Origin of the sequence: Streptomyces sp. TG1A-8, from assembly GCF_030499535.1 — a bacterium.
Lineage (GTDB): Bacteria > Actinomycetota > Actinomycetes > Streptomycetales > Streptomycetaceae > Streptomyces.
Genome location: NZ_JASTLB010000001.1, coordinates 1,440,426 through 1,460,854 on the forward strand (window position 1 = coordinate 1,440,426; position 20,429 = coordinate 1,460,854).

Annotated in this window: 16 protein-coding genes and 1 pseudogene; 4 read left to right on the forward strand and 13 right to left on the reverse strand. The window is 74.0% G+C overall.

Annotated features, from left to right (window positions below; genetic code table 11):
- Positions 1 to 97 precede the first annotated feature (97 nt).
- The 6 genes and pseudogenes from QQY24_RS05890 to QQY24_RS05915 form a co-directional block, all read right to left on the reverse strand.
- Positions 98 to 680 (reverse strand): annotated as a pseudogene (locus QQY24_RS05890) (sugar kinase).
- On the reverse strand, positions 677 to 1,822 hold the full coding sequence (locus QQY24_RS05895) for an ROK family glucokinase (protein ID WP_301971597.1): 1,146 nt from the start codon (positions 1,820 to 1,822) through the stop codon (positions 677 to 679). The pseudogene QQY24_RS05890 and the gene QQY24_RS05895 overlap by 4 nt, the downstream one beginning before the upstream one ends.
- Before the next feature lie 170 nt (positions 1,823 to 1,992).
- A complete protein-coding gene (locus QQY24_RS05900) occupies positions 1,993 to 2,784 on the reverse strand; it encodes an ATP-binding cassette domain-containing protein (protein ID WP_301971598.1) in 792 nt (263 codons plus the stop codon).
- Positions 2,781 to 3,809, reverse strand: coding sequence for an ABC transporter permease (locus tag QQY24_RS05905; protein ID WP_301971599.1), 1,029 nt, complete (start codon positions 3,807 to 3,809; stop codon positions 2,781 to 2,783). The genes QQY24_RS05900 and QQY24_RS05905 overlap by 4 nt, the downstream gene beginning before the upstream one ends.
- Positions 3,806 to 4,819, reverse strand: a complete 1,014-nt coding sequence (locus tag QQY24_RS05910; protein WP_301971600.1) for a sugar ABC transporter substrate-binding protein — start codon at positions 4,817 to 4,819, stop codon at positions 3,806 to 3,808. Before QQY24_RS05910 ends, QQY24_RS05905 begins: the two co-directional genes overlap by 4 nt.
- Before the next feature lie 167 nt (positions 4,820 to 4,986).
- On the reverse strand, positions 4,987 to 5,724 hold the full coding sequence (locus tag QQY24_RS05915; RefSeq protein WP_301976160.1) for a GntR family transcriptional regulator: 738 nt from the start codon (positions 5,722 to 5,724) through the stop codon (positions 4,987 to 4,989).
- A 130-nt stretch (positions 5,725 to 5,854) separates the two neighbouring features.
- Between QQY24_RS05915 and QQY24_RS05920 the strand changes: the two genes are divergently transcribed.
- Positions 5,855 to 6,877: a Gfo/Idh/MocA family oxidoreductase gene (locus QQY24_RS05920; protein WP_301971601.1), complete on the forward strand. Its 1,023-nt coding sequence runs from the start codon at positions 5,855 to 5,857 to the stop codon at positions 6,875 to 6,877.
- Between the two features lie 125 nt (positions 6,878 to 7,002).
- Here the strand turns inward: QQY24_RS05920 and QQY24_RS05925 are convergent, their stop codons facing one another.
- The 4 genes from QQY24_RS05925 to allB form a co-directional block, all read right to left on the reverse strand.
- Positions 7,003 to 7,398, reverse strand: coding sequence for a ribonuclease domain-containing protein (locus QQY24_RS05925; protein WP_301971603.1), 396 nt, complete (start codon positions 7,396 to 7,398; stop codon positions 7,003 to 7,005).
- A gap of 597 nt (positions 7,399 to 7,995) precedes the next feature.
- Positions 7,996 to 8,808 carry an AIM24 family protein gene (locus QQY24_RS05935; protein WP_301971604.1) on the reverse strand — a complete coding sequence of 271 codons (813 nt, stop codon included), beginning with the start codon at positions 8,806 to 8,808 and terminating at the stop codon, positions 7,996 to 7,998.
- A 95-nt stretch (positions 8,809 to 8,903) separates the two neighbouring features.
- Positions 8,904 to 10,019, reverse strand: a complete 1,116-nt coding sequence (gene alc / locus QQY24_RS05940) for an allantoicase (RefSeq protein WP_301971605.1) — start codon at positions 10,017 to 10,019, stop codon at positions 8,904 to 8,906.
- Between the two features lie 50 nt (positions 10,020 to 10,069).
- On the reverse strand, positions 10,070 to 11,407 hold the full coding sequence (allB, locus tag QQY24_RS05945; RefSeq protein WP_301971606.1) for an allantoinase AllB: 1,338 nt from the start codon (positions 11,405 to 11,407) through the stop codon (positions 10,070 to 10,072).
- A gap of 269 nt (positions 11,408 to 11,676) precedes the next feature.
- Between allB and QQY24_RS05950 the strand changes: the two genes are divergently transcribed.
- The 3 genes from QQY24_RS05950 to aceB all read left to right on the forward strand — a co-directional run bounded on the left by QQY24_RS05950 (position 11,677) and on the right by aceB (position 15,241).
- A complete protein-coding gene (locus QQY24_RS05950) occupies positions 11,677 to 12,468 on the forward strand; it encodes an IclR family transcriptional regulator (RefSeq protein WP_301971607.1) in 792 nt (263 codons plus the stop codon).
- Between the two features lie 317 nt (positions 12,469 to 12,785).
- Positions 12,786 to 13,418, forward strand: coding sequence for a nucleotidyltransferase family protein (locus QQY24_RS05955; protein WP_301971608.1), 633 nt, complete (start codon positions 12,786 to 12,788; stop codon positions 13,416 to 13,418).
- Positions 13,419 to 13,615: 197 nt separating this feature from the next.
- Positions 13,616 to 15,241 carry a malate synthase A gene (gene aceB / locus QQY24_RS05960; protein ID WP_301971610.1) on the forward strand — a complete coding sequence of 542 codons (1,626 nt, stop codon included), beginning with the start codon at positions 13,616 to 13,618 and terminating at the stop codon, positions 15,239 to 15,241.
- Here aceB and QQY24_RS05965 read toward each other — a convergent pair.
- From QQY24_RS05965 to QQY24_RS05975, 3 genes are all read right to left on the reverse strand, one after another.
- The gene (locus QQY24_RS05965; protein ID WP_301971611.1) at positions 15,207 to 15,533 is read right to left on the reverse strand and encodes a SelT/selW/selH domain protein; all 327 of its coding nucleotides are present in this window, start codon (positions 15,531 to 15,533) and stop codon (positions 15,207 to 15,209) included. The genes aceB and QQY24_RS05965 overlap by 35 nt on opposite strands.
- Positions 15,530 to 16,444, reverse strand: a complete 915-nt coding sequence (locus tag QQY24_RS05970) for a HipA family kinase (RefSeq protein WP_301971612.1) — start codon at positions 16,442 to 16,444, stop codon at positions 15,530 to 15,532. The genes QQY24_RS05965 and QQY24_RS05970 overlap by 4 nt, the downstream gene beginning before the upstream one ends.
- Positions 16,445 to 17,065: 621 nt before the next feature.
- Entirely contained in the window at positions 17,066 to 20,236 is a 3,171-nt protein-coding gene (locus QQY24_RS05975; RefSeq protein ID WP_301971613.1) for a cytochrome P450, read from the reverse strand.
- Positions 20,237 to 20,429: the final 193 nt, after the last annotated feature.

Consider the following 20,429-nt stretch of genomic DNA (forward strand, 5'->3'; position numbering starts at 1 on the left):
GTGTGCCGGATCGGACGCCTCCGACTCTACGGGCGGGGTCCGACAACCGGCTCCGGCGACCGCCGGGGCGGGTGCGGGCGGCCGGGCCGGGAGGCGGTCACGGGACCGTGCGGGAGACGACGTACACCATCGGGTACCGCGGGTCGGACGTGTTCACGACGACGTCCTGGGTGGGCGCCGGGTTCTTCTGCCGGCGGGTGAGGCCCGACCAGGGGCCGGGGCCGGTGAAGCGCCAGCCGGAGACCTCGCGGTCGCGGGCGCCGATGGTGATGCGGTCCTCGCCGAGCGCGTCCCGGCGCAGGCCCATGGTGCCGAGGAAGGCGTCCAGGCCCGCGTTGTTGGTGCGGAACTGCACGTACAGGCGGCTGGTCTTCCAGTTGTTGGTCTCCGTAGTAGGCCAGGGAGTCGGCGGGGTGCGGGACCGCCACCTGGTAGAGGCGGCGCTGCACCTTCGACGGCCAGCCCGCCGTCAGGCCGGTCGCCGAGTACTTCTCCTCCCTGTCCTTGCCGCTGCTGCGGCTCTGGTCGGCGGAGATCACCAGGTAGCCGGCGGGCACGCCGATGAGCAGCACGATGATCAGCAGGGTGAGCGCCCGGCGCCGGGCCCTGTGGCGCGGGTCCTCGCGCGTCCGGGGCGGTTCGTCCGGGGGCGCGGCCTGGCGGGGCAGCGGCGCGGTCATGCGGTGTCCCGGTCGCGGCGGGCCTGGGTGTACCGCTCGTAGCGCTCGTGGCGCTCCACCCGGCGGCGCTTGGCCCGCCGGAACCGCCGGGCGACCAGCCGGGCCAGGTCGGCCGCGCCCACCATGCCGGCCTCGGGGCCGAGCTGGGCGCGGGTGATGCGGGCCTCGGGGCGGTAGCCGCGGCCGGTGAGGTGGCGTTTGAAGGCGTCCCGGGCGGGGCCGATGAGCAGGTCGTCCGCGGCCGAGACGCCGCCGCCGACGACGAAGCAGGACGGGTCGAGGGCGGCGGCGAGGTTGGCGATGCCGACGCCGAGCCACTGGCCGATGTCCTGGAGCAGTTCGATGCACATGGCGTCGCCCTCGCGCGCCAGCTCGGTGATCATCGGGCCGCTGATGTCGGCGATGTTGCCCTTGACGTGCTCGATGATCCCGTAGGCCACCGGTGAATCGGCCGCGGCCAGCTCCCTGGCCTCGCGGACGAGTGCGTTGCCGGAGCTGTACTGCTCCCAGCAGCCGCGGTTGCCGCACGGGCAGCGGTGGCCGCCGGGGACGACCTGCATGTGGCCGAACTCGCCCGCGACGCCGTACTTGCCCCGCTTGACCTGGCCGTCCTCCAGGATGGCGCCGCCGATGCCGGTGCCGAGCGTGATCATGACGAGGTGGTCCTCGCCGCGGCCGGCGCCGAAGCGCCACTCCGCCCAGGCGGCGGTGTTGGCGTCGTTGTCCACCAGGACGGGCACCGCGAGGCGGCCGGCGATGCGGTCGCGCAGCGGTTCGTTGCGCCAGGACAGGTGGGGCGCGAACAGGACGCGGTTGCGGTCGGCGTCCACCCAGCCGGCCGCGCCGATGCCGACCGCGTGCACGTCGTGCCGGTCGGACAGGTCCAGGACCAGCTCGACGATGGTGTCCTCGACGACCTTGGGGCTCTTGGACTTGTCCGGGGTCTCCGTGCGGAGCTTCTCCAGGATGTTGCCGTCGGCGTCCACGACGCCCGCCATGACCTTGGTGCCGCCGATGTCGATCCCCACCGTGGGCACGCGGGGTGCGGTCAGGTGGGAGCGGCGCTCGCGCGTGCCGACAGTGCGCAGGACCGGGGCTCGGCGGGAGCCGATGGGGGCGGTGAGGTCGCGGTAGGTGCTCATCGTTGGTCGATTCTGCCGCACGCCCGCACCCGGTGCTGCGCGGGGGAGCGCGGGGGGTGCGCGCCCGGCGCCGGGCGCGGGACCGTCCGCACGGGCCGCGCCCGCGCCGGTCCGGTGCGCACCGGACCGGCGCGGGCGCACCGGTCGGGGCCGCCGCGGCGGGCGCCCGTTCACTTCCGCTGGAGTTCGTGGACCAGCGCGTCCAGGTCGGCGCCGCCCGCCATCTGCTTGGTCAGCTCGTCCAGGGTGATGTCGTCGCGTGTGTAGCTGCCCACCATGGTGCCGCGGCGGAGCAGGACGAAGCGATCGCCCACCAAGTAGGCGTGATGCGGGTTGTGGGTGATCAGCACTACGCCCAGGCCCTTGTCCCGTGCCGCTGCCACATATTTGAGGACGACACCGGACTGCTTGACCCCCAGTGCGGCCGTCGGCTCGTCCAGGACGAGGACCTTGGCGCCGAAGTGGACCGCCCGCGCGATGGCGACGCACTGGCGCTCGCCGCCCGAGAGGGTGCCGATGGGCTGGTCGACGTCGCGCAGGTCGATGCCCATGCGGAGCAGTTCCTCACGGGTGGTGCGGCGCATGAGGTCGACGTCCATGCGCTTGAAGGGGCCGGTGCCCTTGCGGGGCTCGGAGCCGAGGAAGAAGTTGCGCCAGACCGGCATGAGCGGGACGACCGCCAGGTCCTGGTAGACCGTGGCGATGCCGCGGTCCAGGGCCTCGCGCGGGGAGGCCAGGCGGGTTTCCTCGCCCTCGACGCGCAGGGTGCCGCCGTCGTGCTGGTGCAGGCCGGCGATCGTCTTGATCAGCGTGGACTTGCCGGCGCCGTTGTCGCCCAGCACGCAGGTGATCTCCCCGGCGTGCACCTCCAGGGAGACGCCCTCCAGGGCGCGGACGTTGCCGTAGCGCTTGCTGACGCCGGTCAGTTCGACCAGCGCCGTGCGTTCTGCCGTCCCGGTCACTTCGTGGCCTCCGCACGCTTGCGGACCCAGGCGTTGAGCAGGGTCGCGAGGAGCAGCATCGCTCCGAGGAAGAACTTGAACCAGTCGGGGTTCCACTCGGCGAAGACGATGCCCTTGCTGGTCATGCCGAACAGCAGCGCGCCGACGGCCGAGCCGATCGCGCTGCCGTGGCCGCCGGTGATCAGGCAGCCGCCGATGACGGCCGCGATGATGTAGATCAGCTCGTTGCCGACGCCCTCGCCGGACTGGACGGCGTCGAAGGAGAAGAGCAGGTGCTGGCCGGAGATCCAGGCGCCGAGGGCGACGCCCATGTAGAGGCCGATCTTGGTCCGGGCGACCGGGACGCCGACCGCGCGGGCGGCGTCCTGGTTGCCGCCGACCGCGAAGATCCAGTTGCCGACGCGGGTGCGCAGCAGGATCCAGGAGGCGACGGCGACCAGCGCCAGCCACCACAGGACGGTGATCTTGAGGTCGACGCCGCCGGCGGTGAGGGTCGAGGCGAAGACGGCGTGGGCGCTCGGGAAGCCCTCCATGTCGCCGATGGTCTTGGTGGAGACCGTGCCGTCGATGAGCTTGGTGAAGCCGAGGTTCATGCCGGTCAGCATCAGGAAGGTGCCCAGCGTGATGATGAAGCTGGGCAGCCCGGTGCGGGTGAGCATGAAGCCGTTGAACGCGCCGACGGCCAGGGTGACCAGGAGGGACACGCCGACGCCGACCCAGGTGTTGGCGGTCAGCTGGTAGCTGAACATCGAGGAGATCAGCGCCGAGGAGGTCACCATGACGCCGGCCGACAGGTCGAACTCGCCGCCGATCATCAGCAGGGCGACGGGCACGGCCATGATGCCGATGGTCGAGGAGGCGTACAGGACCGTGCTGAGGCTGGCGGGGCGCAGGAAGCCGTCGGCGACGACGGCGAAGAAGACGAAGACGGCGAGCGCGCCGACGACGGAGCCGAGCTCCGGGCGGGACAGCAGGGTGCGCAGCGCAGAGGTCCGCAGCAGTCTGTCGTCGGTGGCCGCGCTCATCGGGTGCCCCGCTCGGTGTACTCGGCCAGCGCGGCGGCCTGGTCCTTGGTGATGATCTGCGGGCCGGTGAGCACGGGCCGGCCGCCGCCGAGCACGTCGCCGTTGTACTTGTACAGCCACAGCAGGTCGACGGCCTGGTAGCCCTGGAGGTACGGCTGCTGGTCGACGGCGAAGCCGAGGGTGCCGTCCTCCAGTTCGGCGGCGACCTTGGCGTTGAGGTCGAAGGTGTCGATCTCGGCCTTGCTGCCGGCGTCGGTCTTCGCCTTGACGGCGGTGTCGGCGTAGGGGGCGCCGAGGGTGACGACGGCGTCGACGCCCTTGTCGGCCTGGAGCTTGGCCTCCACGGCGGACTGCACGTCGGGCATGTTGGTGCCGTTGACGTAGAGCTTGCGCACCGTGCCGTGGAAGGTCTTGGCGACGCCGTCGCAGCGCTGCTCGTGGCCGACGTTGCCCTGCTCGTGCAGGACGCACAGGACCTTCTTCCGGCCCCGCTCGTTCAGCTCGTCGCCGACGGCCTCGCCGGCGACGGTCTCGTCCTGGCCGATGTGGGTGAGGGCGCCGAAGGCCTTGGACTCCTCGGAGCCGGAGTTCACGGTGACCACCGGGATGCCGGCCTTCTCGGCGCGGGCGACGGCGGCCTTGAGGGCGTCGGGCTTGGCGAGGGTGACGATGATCCCGTCGACCTTCTTGTCGACCGCGGCGTCCACCAGCTGGGCCTGCTGCTGGGCCTCGTCGTCGTGCGAGTACAGGAAGTTGATGTTGTCCTTCACGGCGGCCTGCTTGGCGCCGCTCTGCACGATGTCCCAGAAGGTGTCGCCGTCTCCCGAGTGGGTGATCATCGCGAAGGTCCAGCGGGGCGTGTTCACCGCCGCCCTGCCCTGGGCGGCGGCGGCCTTGCGGGCGTCCTCCGCCCGCTTGCCGCCGGTGCTGCTGCATCCGGCCAATGACAGGGACGTCACGGAGAGTGCCCCCGCCACCGCTATGCCTACCCAGGTCCGAAACCGTGCCACGAGGCCGTGCCCTTCTTGCCGTGTCCTGATTCCTGCGTGCGCGAGGGGCCGGTGATCGGCTCAGCGGCCCCAAACGCTCCAGTATCGAACACCGGGGCAGCCGTGACCAGGCCGGGGAACCTTCGGAAGCGGCCTTGTCCGGACATTGCGACGAACCGGGGTGCTCTTCAGGGCCGCACGAGGAGCTGGAACTCGAAGGAGTAGCGGGCCGGGCGGTAGGTGTGGTCGCCGAACTCGACCGCGCGCCCGGTGTCGTCGTAGGTGGTGCGCCGCATGGTGAGCAGCGGTGCGCCCTCGGCCTCGGTGAGCCGTTCGGCCTCGGCGGCCGTGGCGCCGCGCGCGCCGATGGTCTGGCGGGCGCTGTGCAGAGTGATCCCGGCCGAACGCATCAGCCGGTACAGGCCGGTGACCTCCAGCCGGCCGGTCCCCAGGTCGAGCAGGCCGTGCGGCAGGTGGTTGACCAGGTACGCCATCGGTTCGCCGTGCGCGAGGCGCAGGCGTTCGACGCGGTGGACGTCGCTGCCCTCGGGGACGCCGAGCGCGGCGGCGACCTCACCGGGGGCGGGGACGACGGTGTTGACCAGGACCTTGCTCGCCGGGCGCTGGCCGGCCGCCTCCAGGTCGTCGTAGAGGCTGCTCAGCTCCAGCGGGCGCTTGACCTGGCTGTGCACGACCTGGGTGCCGACGCCCCGGCGGCGGACCAGGAGGCCCTTGTCGACGAGGGACTGGATGGCCTGGCGGACGGTGGGCCGGGACAGCCCCAGGCGGGCGGCCAGCTCGATCTCGTTGCCCAGCAGGCTGCCGGGGGTGAGGCCGCCGTGCTCGATGGCGGCCTCCAACTGCTGGGAGAGCTGGAAGTAGAGCGGAACCGGTGAGCTGCGGTCCACACGGAGGTCGAGTGACACGGTCGGGTCCACGTCTGGTTTCGGCACGGGCCCGAGCGTAACCCCGCCCCTGGTCGGCGGGAAGTCGTGTAGTCCGATTGTCAGGACATATGCATTGACAGGGTGGGCGGTCGGCCCCCACTTTGTTCCCATGCGCATCGGGGTCATCGGTACGGGCCGCATCGGCACCATTCATGCGAACACGCTGAGCCGCCACCGGGAGGTCGGATCGCTGATCCTCACGGACACGGAACCGGCGCGGGCGCAGGCGCTGGCGCACCGGCTGGGCGAGACGGCCGCGCCGGGGGTGGACGAGATCTTCACGTGGGGCGTGGACGCGGTGGTGATCACCACCGCCACGGCCGCGCACGCCGAGCTGATCGGCCGGGCGGCCCGCTCGGGCCTGCCCGTCTTCTGCGAGAAGCCGATCGCCCTGGACCTGCCGGGCACGCTGGCCGCGCTCGCCGAGGTGGAGGCGGCGGGCACGGTGCTGCAGATGGGCTTCCAGCGGCGCTTCGACGCGGGCTACGCGGGCGCGCGGGAGGCGGTGCACTCGGGGCGGCTCGGCCGGCTGCACACCGTGCGGGCGACCACCTCCGACCGGTCCCCTCCCCCGCCGGAGTGGCTGCCGCTGTCCGGCGGGCTGTTCCGGGACACGCTGATCCACGACGTCGACGCGGTGCGCTGGGTGACGGGGCGCGAGGTGACGGACGTCTACGCGGCCGGGTCGGACGCGGGGCCGGCGATGTTCCGGGAGGCCGGGGACGTGGACACCGGCGCGGCCCTGCTCACGCTGGACGACGGCACGCTGGCCACGGCGACGGCGACCCGGCTCAACGGGGCGGGTTACGACGTGCGGATGGAGCTGGCCGGGGAGCGGGACACGGTCGTGGTGGGCCTGGACGACCGCACGCCCGTCGCGTCCACGGAGCCGACCGGGCCGCCGCCCGCCGACAAGCCGTGGACCGGGTTCCTGGAGCGGTTCGGGCCCGCCTACGAGGCCGAGCTGTGCGCGTTCGTCGAGGTGGTGCTCGGGCGGCGGGCCAACCCGTGCGACGGCCACGAGGCCCTGCAGGCGCTGCGGATCGCCGAGGCCTGCGAGGTCTCCCGGCGGGAGCGCCGGCCGGTGCGACCGGCGGAGATCCCGGACCGGGCACGGCCGTCGCACGGCTGACGGCCCGCGGCGGGACGCGGATCGCCCCGCGGCCCGGTGTGGGGGCGGGCCGCGGGGCGGGGGCGCGCGAAGGCGCTTCTCGCGCCGGCTGCCGGCCGCGCACCGGCCGGCCGCCGGCTACCGGCTCAGCAGCCGAAGTCGACCAGGCCGAACGTCACGTAGTGGTCGCCGGTGTAGTAGTCCTCCCGGTACTCCTCGCCGGTGACGATGCGCCGGGCACCGCGCGTGGAGGAACCGGGGGTGATCACCGTGTACTCGTGGTAGTAGCCGCTCGACCGCGAGGGCAGGACGCCCTCCCGGTTCTGGAAGACCACCCCGTCCTGCGAGTACGGGAAGGGGCCGCCCTTGTCGATCAGCCTCAGGGTGTCGTGGGCCTGTGAGGGCAGGTCGCCGTAGCAGACGCTGCCGACGGACGCGGCTGCGGCGTCCGCCGTCGACGCGGAGACGGTGCCGCCCACGAGGACGGCGGACAGGAGGGCGGCTGCGGCGCCGACCCGAGTGGCGCGTGGGGGGAATCTCATGACCCCATGATGATGCGCGTAGACGATGGCATGTCAATGACAAGGCCGTGGATTTTCCCGCCGGTTCCGGTGGGTTTCCGGGAAGTTGGCCTGCCGCCCGGCGCCTCCACACGGCCCTCACACCGCCCGGGCGTTCCGGGGAGTTCGCAGGACCCGTACTCGGGGCCGCCCAGCAGGCCGTAGGACGGGAGGGAGACGCCCGTGCCGGTGACGCGGCCGGCGGTGCGGCGGAAACGGGTGGGGGCACGCCGTCGGCGGACGGCCGGCGCCGATGACGACGGGGAAGGCCGGCAGGTGCAGGGTGTCCAGGAGCCGGTGGTCGATCAGCGAACGGACCGGGGCGCCGCTGCCGTGGATCGGCAGTTCCCCTCCGTGCGCTCCTTCAGGGCCGTGACCCCCTCGGCGAGGTCACCGCTCAGCACCTGGCGCCGGACCAGGACGGGTTGCGCAGGGCGGCGGGGGCGAGGTGCTTCGGCAGGCCGTTGGGCCGGGAGGCGGCCGGGTCGGCCGGATCGGTCACCTCCGGCCAGTGGGCGGCGAAGATGTCGTACGTACGGCGGCCGGGCAGGAACCCGCCCGCGCCCGGGACTCATCGGTTCAGCCGGCGTGCGTCGAGAAGAGCCCGCCGGCCGGGCCCTGCTTGTCGCCGCCCTGCGCCTTCTTCAGGGCGTTGGCGAGGCCCTCGATGGTGAGGGACTGCAGGATGACCCGTCCGTTGCCCTCCAGGGTGGCCAGGGACAGGCCCTCACCACCGAAGACGGCGTTCATGACGCCCTGGCGGTTGAGGCCGCCGACGCGCTGGACGCCGTACTGGATGCCCTCCTCGAAGGCGACCACGCAGCCGGTGTCGACCTCGATGCGGCCGCCGAAGTCCGCCGGGTTCAGGTCGATGAAGTTGCCGGCCCCGGCGATGATCACCGTGCCCCGCCCGGTGAACTTCTCCAGGACGAACCCCTCGCCGCCGCTCATGCCGGCACGGCCGCCCTGGAAGGCGATGCCGAAGTCGACGGTGGACTCGGCGGCCACGAAGGCGTCCTTCTCGGCGAACCACGCGCGCGCGCCGTCCAGTTCCAGGGCGCGCATCTCACCGGGGAGCACGCCCGCGAAACCGACCGTGCCCTCGCCGCCCTGGGAGGTGAAGTACTGGAAGGCCAGCGACTCACCGGCCAGCATGCGCTGGCCGACCTGCATGGCGGTGCCCATGGCCTGGCGGAGCATGCCGCCCATGCCGCCGCCCTGGCCGCCCTGTCGGCGGTCGCCGTCCGACGGGCCGGACAGACGGGTCTCCATGGTCACGTTCGCCGTCTTGAACAGGAACTTCCCCGCTTCGCAGTACACGGTCTGGCCGGGGTTCAGGTTGACGACCGCCATCTGCATGGCGTTGCCGACGATCTCTTGCTGAAGGGTCACGCCGGGAGAACGCGGGAAGGGGAGCGGAGAGTTCCCCGGGGCGGGACGGGGCGGGACGCGGTGCGGGGCCCGGCGGGGACTTCCGGGTCAGGGGCTCAGCCGCCCAGGTCCCGGTGGCGGGCGGCCAGGCGGGCCGCGCCCTCCTGGGTCAGGCCGCCGAACAGGCGCAGGCGGGAGATGCCCCCGTCGGGGTAGACGTCCACGCGCGCGTGGGTACCGACGGCCGGGGCCGGGAGCACGAAGCGGTGGTTGGTGTCGGGCTGGAGACGGGTGCGGGCCAGGGCCTCCCGCCAGTCGCCGTCCTCCCCGTCGCGCACGGACACCGACGCCCAGCCGGCACTGTTGCCCTTCAGGTACGCCGTGTCGATCTCGATCGCGCGGATCCGGGCCCGGCCGGCCAGCCGGTAGCGGATCCAGTCGTTGCCCCGGTCGCGGCGGCGGCGCGTCTCCCAGCCGTCGTCCATCCTGTGGGAGCGGCCCGGCCGGATGGTGTTGGCGGCCGGCGAGTAGAAGAGGTCGGAGGCGTCCTCGACCCGGCCTCCGTTCTCCAGGGCGACCACGTCGAACGTGCCCAGGGCCGCCAGCCAGGCCGGGTCGGGCACGACCTCGCCGTGCACGCGCAGGCGGGCGATGCCGCCGTCGGGGTACTGGTTGACGCGCAGGTGCGTGAAGCGCCGCTCGACGCGGACGGTGAAGCCGTTCGCCGCGTGGCCGCCGACCGGCGTGCGGGGCACCAGGGTCGTCCACCTCACGCCGTCGCCCTGCAACTCCTCCGGGGAGGGGGAGCCCGGCACCGACGCGGCCTCGACGGAGACCGCCTGCGGGTGGTTGCCGCGGAAGTGGGCCGTGTCGACGACGACGCCGCGGACCACGCCCGGCGCGCCGAGGCGGACCAGGGCCCAGTCGTGGTCGTCGGCCGCCGGCCAGGGGTGCTCGGCGCCGGTGCCGCGCCGGCGGCGGGTCTCCCAGCCGTCCATGACCTTGCCCTTGTGCCCGAAGTGCCCGGGGTCGAACTCGGCGCGCCCGGGCAGCAGCAGGTTCTCCCGCTGGGCGAAGAACTCGTCGTTGGCGGCGATCACACCGGCGCCGAGCCGCCGGTCGGCGAGGTCGGCGTAGTGGGTGAAGGGGAAGTCGGCGGTGCGGTGGTCGGCGTACGGGTCACCGCCTTCGTAGGGGTTCGCGCCGCCGGTGAACGTCGGTGTCGCCGTCACGGTGACCAGGGGTTCCTTCCGGGAGTCGGCCGGTGCGGGTGCGGGGCGGCTCACCGCGGGCGGGTGAGCAGCGTGCCCTTCGGTTCGGTGAACCCGCCGTCCCCGGCGATGCGCTCGCCGCGCAGCCAGGTGGACTTGACGACGCCGTACAGGGTCCGGCCGGCGTACGCGGTGACGCGGTTGCGGTGCTGGAGGCCGGCCGGGTCGACGGTGAAGGTCTCGTCGGGGGCGAGGACGGCGAAGTCGGCGTCGCGGCCGGCCTCGATGGCGCCCTTGCGGCCGAGGCCGGCCAGGGCGGCCGTGCGCGCCGACATCCAGCGGACCACGTCCTCCAGGCCGTGACCGCGCCTGCGGGCCTCGGTCCACACGGCGGACAGGCTCAGCTGGAGGCCGGAGATGCCGCCCCAGGCGGTGGCGAAGTCGCCGGTCTTCAGGTCGGCCGTGGAGGGCGAGTGGTCGGTGACCACGCAGTCGATGGTGCCGTCGGCCAGGGCCCGCCACAGCAGGTCCTGGTTGGCGGCCTCGCGGATGGGCGGGCAGCACTTGAACTCGCTGGCGCCGTCCGGCACTTCCTCGGCGGTCAGGGTGAGGTAGTGCGGGCAGGTCTCCACGGTGACGCGGACGCCCTCGGCGCGGGCGGCCGCGATCAGCGGGAGCGCGTCGCTGGAGGACAGGTGCAGGATGTGCACGCGCGCGCCGAGGCGCCCGGCCTCCGCGACGAGGGCGGCGACGGCCGTGTCCTCGGCGCTGCGGGGGCGGGAGGCGAGGAAGTCGGCGTACCGGGGGCCGCCCCGCTGCGGGGCGGCGGCCAGGTAGTGCGGGTCCTCGGCGTGCACGATCAGCAGGCCGCCGAAGCCGGTGGTCCCGGACAGGGTCCGGGCGAGCTGCGCCCGGTCCAGGTGCGGGAACTCCTCCACGCCCGACGGCGACAGGAACGCCTTGAAGCCGAAGACCCCGGCGTCGTGCAGCGGGCGCAGGTGCTCGGTGTTGTCGGGCAGGGCTCCGCCCCAGAAGCCGACGTCGACGTGGACCCTGCCCGCGGCGGCCTCCCGCTTGGTCCGCAGGTTGCCGACCGTGGTGGTCGGGGGCAGCGAGTTGAGCGGCATGTCGATCAGGGTGGTGATGCCGCCGGCCGCCGCCGCGCGCGTGGCGGTCCAGAACCCCTCCCACTCGGTGCGGCCGGGATCGTTGACGTGCACGTGGGTGTCGACCAGGCCGGGCAGCAGCACGTGGTCGCCGACGTCCTCCAGCCGGGCCGTGGCGGGGACCGCCGCGTCGTACGGCAGGACGGCCGTGATCGTCCCGGCGGAGACGGCGACCGTGGCGGCCCGCGTCCCTCGGGGGGTGACGACGCGCGTCGAGCGCAGCACCAGTTCGGCGTCGGACACCCGGGCCCCTCTCCACCGCCGTTCACGCCCGTGAAAGGGTGTTTACACCCCCGTAACGGACTTCAACGTTCTGTTGAAGGAGTCTTCACTCCCGCCCCCCTGCCGTCAAGGGGCACACTTCCGGACGGCACCTCCGGCAGCCCCTCTAGGGGTTTCCATAAGGCGGGACAAGGGTTCCGGCAGGCAGAATGCACTTTCGCACCCACAGGGAGCCGACCGGCCGCCGGGTAGGCTTCTGACCTTCCCGCCAGCCCCGAAAGGAACGCGCCGTGCCGACGTCCAGCGCCAGCACCACCGACTCCGCCAGGTCCTCCGCCGGCGGGGTCCAGTCCCTGGAGCGCGCCTTCGACCTGCTGGAGCGGATGGCGGACGCGGGCGGCGAGGTCGGCCTGAGCGAGTTGTCCGCGAGCAGCGGACTGCCGCTGCCGACCATCCACCGGCTGATGCGCACGCTGGTGGCCTGCGGCTACGTACGCCAGCAGGCGAACCGCCGGTACGCGCTCGGCCCCCGGCTGATCCGGCTCGGCGAGTCCGCGTCCCGGCTGCTCGGCACCTGGGCCCGCCCCCACCTCGCCCGGCTGGTCGAGGAGACCGGCGAGACGGCGAACATGGCGCTGCTGGACGGCGACGAGGTCGTGTACGTGGCCCAGGTGCCGTCCAAGCACTCGATGCGCATGTTCACCGAGGTCGGCCGGCGGGTGCTGCCGCACTCCACCGGGGTGGGCAAGGCACTGCTGGCGGGCGTGCCCGACGACGAGGTGCGTGCGCTGCTCTCCCGGACCGGGATGCCGGCCGCGACGGAGAAGACGATCACCACGCCGGACGGGTTCCTGGCCGCGCTGGAGGAAGTGCGCCGGCTGGGGTACGCGCTGGACGACAGCGAGCAGGAGATCGGCGTGCGCTGCCTCGCGGTCGGCGTCCCCGGCTCGCCCAGCGCCGCCGCGATCTCCATCTCGGGCCCGGCGGGCCGGGTCACCGAGGCGGCCACGGAGCAGATCGTGCCGGTGCTCCAGCAGGTGGCCCTGGACCTGTCCCGGACGCTGGCGAGTTCGGGGGCCTGAGGACGGCGGGCACCGCACCTGCCGGCACCTCCGGGGTGCGTCCGGGCGTACCCGCCGGGGTCCCCGGGGGCGCGCCCTCACTCCCCCGCCCCCGGCACTCCCCCGCCCCCGCCCGCCGTCCGCCGTCCGCGCCGTGCACTCCCCCGGCGCGCCGGAGCGGTGGCCGGGTGCCGGACCGCCGGACCGCCGGACCGCCGGACCGCCGGACCGCCGGACCGCCGGTCGGTGAACGCCGCCGCGTGCGGGGCGCCACGGGGCGGCCGAAAACCGGCCCGGGAAACCCCGCCGCCGGCCTCCCGGTCGGGTATGCAGGAGCCATGACGGACAACCAGGACGATCGGGGCCGCGCAGCGGGTGTCGCCGGGCTGCTGCTCGCCGCGGGCGGCGGACGGCGGCTCGGCGGGCGGCCCAAGGCACTGCTGGAGCACCGGGGCCGGCCGCTCGTGGAGCACGCGGCCGGGGTGCTGCGCGCGGCGGGCTGCGACCGGATCCACGTGGTCCTCGGCGCCCGCGCGGCCGACGTGCGGGCGCGGGCCGAACTGACCGGCTGCGCGCTCGTGGACAACCCGGACTGGGCCCGGGGCATGGGTTCCTCGCTGCGCGCGGGACTCGGCTCGCTGGCCGGTACGGGTGCGCGGGCCGCACTGGTCTCGCTGGTCGACCAGCCGGGGATCGGGGCCGGGGCGGTGGCCCGGGTGCTCGGCGCGTTCGAGGACGAGGAGACGCTGGCGTCGGCCGCGTACGACGGTGTGCGCGGGCATCCCGTCCTTCTCGGCGCGGCCCACTGGCCGGGCGTCGCGGCGGCCGCCACCGGCGACCGGGGCGCCCGGTCCTACCTGGCGGAGCACGCGGCGGCGGTCCGCCTCGTGGAGTGCGCGGACGTGGCCGAGCCGTACGACATCGACACCGAGGCCGACCTGGGCCGCCTCGAGGGAACGGGGCCGCGCTGAGCACCGCCCCGCCCCTCCCGGCGAACCGCGGCACCGGCACCGGCACCGGCACCGGCACCGGCACCGGCACGTCATTGAAGCTCCACGATGAGGAAACTACTATCCACCAACCAGAAGCACCGGTCCGCGCACCCGGCGCGGCCCGTCCTGCCCGTGCCCCGGGCATCCGGTGCCACCGCTGAAGGAAGTGACAGCTCATGGCCGCACCAGCGCCGTCCCCGCTGGCCGTCGTCGACGCCGAGCCCCTGCCCCGGCAGGAGGAGGTCCTCACCGGCGCGGCGCTCGCCTTCGTCGCCGAGCTGCACCGGCGGTTCACCCCGCGCCGTGACGAACTCCTCGCCCGCCGGGCCGGGCGCCGCGCCGAGATCGCCCGCACCTGCACGCTCGACTTCCTCCCGGAGACGGCCGCCGTCCGCGCGGACGACTCCTGGCGGGTCGCCCCGGCCCCGGCCGCGCTGAACGACCGGCGGGTCGAGATCACCGGCCCCACCGACCGCAGGATGACCGTCAACGCGCTCAACTCGGGCGCGCGGGTCTGGCTCGCCGACTTCGAGGACGCCTCCGCGCCCACCTGGAGGAACGTGGTCCTCGGCCAGCTCAACCTGATCGACGCCCACACGCGTTCCATCGACTTCACGGACGAGCGCACCGGCAAGTCGTACGCACTGCGCCCGGACGAGGAGCTGGCGACCGTCGTCGTGCGCCCGCGCGGCTGGCACCTGAACGAGCGTCACCTGGCCGACGCCGACGGCACCCCGGTGCCGGGCGCGCTGGTGGACTTCGGCCTGTACTTCTTCCACAACGCCCGGCGTCTGCTGAAGCTCGGCAAGGGCCCGTACTTCTACCTGCCCAAGACCGAGTCGTACCTCGAAGCCCGCCTGTGGAACGACGTGTTCGTCTTCGCGCAGGACCACGCCGACATCCCGCGGGGCACCGTCCGCGCCACCGTGCTGATCGAGACGATCACCGCGGCCTACGAGATGGAGGAGATCCTCTACGAACTGCGCGACCACGCCTCGGGGCTGAACGCGGGACGCTGGGACTACCTGTTCTCCATCGTGAAGAACTTCCGTGACGGCGGGCCGAGGTTCGTCCTGCCGGACCGCAACGCGGTGACGATGACCGCCCCGTTCATGCGGGCGTACACCGAGCTCCTCGTGCGCACCTGCCACAAGCGCGGGGCGCACGCGATCGGCGGCATGGCGGCGTTCATCCCGTCCCGCGGCGACGCCGAGGTCAACGAGGCGGCCTTCGAGAAGGTCCGCGCCGACAAGGACCGCGAGGCGGACGACGGTTTCGACGGCTCCTGGGTCGCCCATCCCGACCTGGTGCCGATCGCCATGGAGTCCTTCGACCGGGTCCTCGGCGACAAGCCGCACCAGAAGGACCGGCTCCGCGAGGACGTGCACGTCACGGCGGCCGACCTGATCGCCGTCGACTCCCTCGACGCCAGGCCGACGTACGACGGGCTCGTCAACGCCGTCCGGGTCGGCATCCGCTACATCGAGGCCTGGCTGCGCGGGCAGGGCGCGGTCGCCATCTTCAACCTGATGGAGGACGCGGCCACCGCGGAGATCTCCCGTTCGCAGATCTGGCAGTGGATCAACGCGGGCGTGGAGTTCGACAACGGAGAGAAGGCCACGCCCGGGCTGGCCCGCGCGATCGCCGCCGAGGAGCTCGCCGCCGTCCGCGGGGAGATCGGCGAGGAGGCCTTCGCCGCGGGCCACTGGCAGGAGGCGCACGACCTGCTGCTCCAGGTGGCCCTGGACGAGGACTACACCGACTTCCTCACCCTGCCGGCGTACGAGCGGCTGGCCGGCTGAGGCCCGGCCGGTCCGCGTGGTCCGGGGCCACGCCCGGGGCCACGCGGTCGCGTACGGCGCGCTCGACCGCCGCGGGCCCGGGGAGGCCCTGCTCGCGGCGGTGCCGCACCACCTCGTCGTCCGCGCGCACCGCGCGGACGACGCCGGTGCCGGGCTTGGGGGACGGCTCCGCCGGGGCCGCCCCGAAGGCGGCGGGCGGTTCCCGCGCCGGCCGGGCGGCGCGCGGCAGCCGGCGGTACCGCGTGCGGTACCCGGTCCGCACGCGCCGCGCGGGGGTGCCCCCGGACGTCATCCCGGGTGCACCGGCCGCTCCCGTGCGGCGGCCGGCTCGCCGTGCAGGTCCGGGACCCGCTTGAGCCAGTTCGGCCGGCCCTGCTGGGTCCTCGCCGCCCGCCGGGCCTCCTCGGCGGCGAGCTCGTCCCCGGTGGGGAAGTCCGTGGGCAGCCAGGCCGCGGAGGCCCGCACGCGCGCGTGGAGGTAGGCGACGTAGGCCGCGCGGAGGTCGTCGGGCGCGGCGAAGCCCGGTTCGCCGGTCAGCCAGGCGTCGGGCACCTCGGCGACGATCTCCCGCAGCAGGTCCGCCGTCACCCGGGGCGCCAGTTCGGCGTCCGCCGCCCGCACGTCGGGCGCGTACCGGCCGAGCGCGTGGTGCCGGAAGTCGTACGCCTTCCCGGGCGCGGAGGTGTCCCAGCGGTGGTGGAAGACCAGCGCCGCGCCGTGGTCGATCAGCCACAGATGGGCGGGGACGGTCCCGGACGTCGGCCAGATCATCAGGTTGGAGCTGTGCACGGTGCGGTCGACGTTGGCCGTGAGCGCGTCCAGCCAGACGATCCGGCCGGCCTCCAGCGGGTCGACGCGGAACGTCTCGGCGGCCTCGGGCGTGAAGTCCCGCGCGCCCGGCAGGAGGTCCATGCCGAGGTTGCGGCCCGCGCTGGCGCCGTGCAGCTCGCGCACCTCCTGGTGCGGCTCGTCCGCGGCGACGGCCGGGTCGAAGTGGACGAGGACCAGCTCGGGGAAGCGCAGGCCGAGCGCACGGGCGAGTTCGCCGACGATCACCTCGGCGACCAGCGCCTTGGTGCCCTGCGCGGAGCCGGTGAACTTCACGACGTAGGTGCCGAGGTCGTCGGCCTCGACCACCGCGGGCACGGAGCCGCCGGAGTGCAGGGGTGCGACGTAGCGGGTCGCGGTGACCTCTCTCAGCATTTCTGAAGGCCACCTTCCGTCGTCACCTTGCAAGCGATGGCCCATCCCGGAGACATACGACAGTGGAACCGGGCGTCATCGGCCCCGGGGAGAATCCGGGGGGTCCCGGCCGGCATGCGGATCCTCCCGTCTCCCCAGCAGTCCGTCGACGGCCGTCCGCCCCTTGCTCCCGGCCTCCGGCACGAAGTGAACATAGTAACCGAGGGTGACCGCCGGGAGGAGGCCCCGAGCCACCGCGCCGACGTCACCGCGCCCCCGGACTCCGGCATCACCGATGCACGGGCAGGCCCGCAGCACGTGGAACCGCCCCGGGGCAGGGGTGTGCCGCCGCGTCGCGTCCGGGCAGCGGTACCGGGACCGGTACCCCTCCAAGGCACGAACAGCGGCAACCGGGACGCGGCGGCGTCGCCGGAACATGGTCCGGTGCGTCCGCAGCCCCGACTCACGCATTCGGTGTGGAGTCGGCCCGGGATGTGCTCGCTGCCGCGATCATCGCGTGCAGCGCGCCCCGGCTCCAGCCCGGCCCGGCCACGGGCTCTCCCGGGGGCGTCCACGACGAGTTCGGCGCGGTGGTGGTCGGCCGTGGCACGGCGGGACCGGGCGGGCCGCCTCCCCGGTGGCTCAGCCGACCGCGTACACGTCCTCCACGTACCGCCCGTCCGCCACGAGGGCGTCGAGCCACTGCTCGGCCGCCGCGTCGTCGGCGCCGGGAGTGCGTTCCCGGTACAGGGTACGGAAGGCGTCGCGTACGCCGGGCGCCATCCGGGCACCGTCCCCGCAGACGTACACCCGGGCGCCCCCGGTCAGCAGTGCCCAGACCTCGTCGGCCTCGGCGGCGATGCGATGCTGCACGAAGACGGCCCCGTTCTCCGGCGCGGCGCTGAAGGCGGGGCGCAGCGAGACGGCGCCGGCGGCCTCGGCGGCGCGCAGTTCCCCGGCGTGCAGGAAATCGGCGTCGGGGGCGTCGCAGCCGAAGTAAAGCAGCGCCGGAGGGAGTTGGGCGCCGACGCGGCGGGCTGCCACGCGGTCGGCGACGGCGCCGCGGAACGGGGCGAGTCCCGTGCCCGCGGCGACCAGCACGGCCGGCGCCGAGCCGTCGACCCGGAACGCCTCACGGCAGGGCTGGACGCGGGCGTACACGGTGTCGCCGGGGCGCAGGGAGGCGAGATGGCCGGAGCCCGTGCCGCGGTAACGACCCCTGCCCGAACGTGCGGGGGCGTCGAGCACCGAGACCATGAGGTCCGCGTGGCGTGCGTCGCCCGCCGGTGCGGAGGAGATCGAGTAGTGGCGGAGGCGCAACGGGGTCAGCAGGTCGAGCAGGAGCGGCCAGTCGAGGGCGCCGCACAGGGCGGGGTGATCCTCGGCGAGCTCCAGCAGGGTGCGCGGGTCGTCGCCGGGCAGGGCGGCGCGCTCGGGCGGGCAGGGGTTGGCGGCGGCGAGGAGGGCCCGCTGCGCGGCCGTCGGCCGCTGCTGCAACTCGACGTGGTGGGTCAGGAACTGCCGTACCGTGAGCGGGCGGTCCGGGGCGAGGCCGTCGCGGCGTGGGCGGATGGCCCGGATGTCCAGGACGGTGCCGGCGTCGAGGCCGAACGCGGCGACGGCGCGGTCCACCAGGTCCGGGGCGTTGGCGGGGAGCACGGTCAGATGGTCGGCGGTGCGGTAGGTGACGCCCTCGGGCAGGGCGATGCGCAGGAACCGCTTGGTGCGGGGATGGCCGGGTGCGGTGAGGTCGTGGGCCTCGGTGACCGTCATCGGGACCAGGCCGTGCCGCTCGGCGAGGGCGTCGAGCGGGCCGCCGGTCAGGATGCGGACCTCGTAGGCGGGGGCGGGTTCCTCCGGTGTGCCGGGTCCGGCGTCCGGGTCGCCGTACTCACGGAGCAGCGCGGTGCGCAGTCGGTCCGTGAACTCCCGTACGGTGCCGATGAGATCGCCGGAGGCGTCGGCGGCAGCGCGGTCGGTCAGCCGGGTGGCGCCCAGTTCGGCGAGGCGGGCGTCGACGCGGGTGGGCACCTGCTGGTAGGTGGCGGCCCAGGTGCGGTCGCCGACGCCGAGGACAGCGTAGGTCACGCCGGTCAGGTCGGGGGCGCCGTCGAGCCACGCGGTGAAGGCACCGGCGTCGTCGGTGGGGCGGCCGTTGTACGAGGCGGCGGTGATGACGACGGGCCGGTCCGTGGGCAGTCCGGCGGCGTACGCGTCCAGGGCGGCGACCTCGGTGGCGCAGCCGACGGCGACGGCCTCGTCGGCGAGCTGGGCGGCGAAGTCCCGGCAGGTGCCGTAGTTGCTGCCGTGCAGGAAGAGGGCGCGGGTGCCGGGGCGGACCCGGGCCGGGAGGCTCCGTGGAGCGGGGCGGTCGGCGGCGGGTGCGGTGCCGCTGCCGGGCAGCGGGGCGTGCACGCGGTCGGCGGGGGTGCGCGGGGTGAGCGTGAGGGTGAAGCCCTCGGGCTTGAGGGTGAGGGTCTCCTTCACGGTGAGCCGGTAACCGGCGTGGTCGTGCAGCCGGTAGCGGTGGACCAGCATCGCGAGCAGCATGGTCGCCTCGTGCAGCGCGAACTGCCGTCCGATGCACGCGCGTTCACCGGTACCGAACGGCTTGAAGGCGTGCACCGGGCGGGCCGCCTCGGCCTCGGGGGCGAACCGCTCGGGGTCGAACAGCTCCGGGTTGTCCCCCCAGACGGGCTGGCGGTGCAGCATCGGGGTGAGCACGGTGACGGCCTGTCCTGCGCGCAGCGGGATCCGGCCGCCCAGCAGGGTGTCCTCGCGGGCGTGCCGGCTGAAGGCGGCGGCCGTCGGCCACAGCCGGAGCGTCTCGTTGAGCACCTGGCGGGTGTGGGAGAGCCGGCCGACGTCGTCGTACGTCGGTTCCGGGTCCGGCGTGTCCCCCCACAGGGCGTCGGTCTCGCGCTGCACGAGCCGCAGGACGGCCGGGTGCTTGGCGAGGTGGTACAGGGCGAAGGACATGGCGCCGGAGGTGGTCTCGTGACCGGCGATGAGGAACGTGATGACCTGGTTGCGGATGTTGGCCGCGTCCAGGGGGGTGCCGTCGACGGGGTGCGGGGCGCTGAGCATCAGCCCCAGCAGGTCCTCGGCGCCGCCCTGGTCGGTGCCGACGCGGGCGGCGACCACGTCGTCGACGACGCCCGCCAGGTGGTCGGCGTCCCGCCGGAAGGCCGCGTCGGCCGCCGCGTGGTCCTCGCCGGGCGTGCGGGCGAGCCGGGTCATGCTCCACTCCAGGCAACGGGTCATCGACTGCACGAAGGGGTGGGGTTCGAGCCGTTCGAAGGAACCGAAGTCGTAGTCGAACCCGGCGAGCCCGATGGTGTCGAGGGTCATCCGGGTCATGTCCTCGGGGACGTCGACGGGCTGTCCGGTGTGTGCCGCCCGGTCCCAGGAGTCGATGAGCCGGCGGGCCACCTTCAGCATCACGGGATGGTAGGTGCGCATCGAACCGAGCGCGAAGGCGGGCATCAGGATGTCGTGCGCCTTGGTCCAGTTGGGTTCGTCGTCGTACGCCGTGAACAGGCCGTCGGCGGCGAACTCCCGCACGTTCTCCAACGCGGGCCCGATGTGCTTGGCGAACCGCTCCTCGTCGGCCAGGTCGGCGACCAGGTCCGCGTCGGCGACGAACATCGTGTCCCGGCCGTGCAGCCGGCGCACCAGCACCGGCCCGTGGGCCCGCATCAGCTCCATCACCTGCTGGATGGGGGCGCGGCCGGGACCGGTGGCGGTGATGTCGACGACGGGGACGCCGGACGGGGCACCGGCCGGCTCGGGGTGCGGTGCGGTGGGGGGCATGGTGCGGCAACTTCCTCTCGCGGAAGCGGACGTGACGCTTCCAGGGTGGTCGACCCGCGAGCTGCGCCGGCGCCGCGGCACTACACGATCGTGCAGTGGAAAGCGGGCGGCGGGGCTTGCGCAGGGCGGTGACCGGATCCGGGCCGCCGCCGGCGCACAACCGTGCAGGGCACCGGCGCCCGCTCCGCCGAGT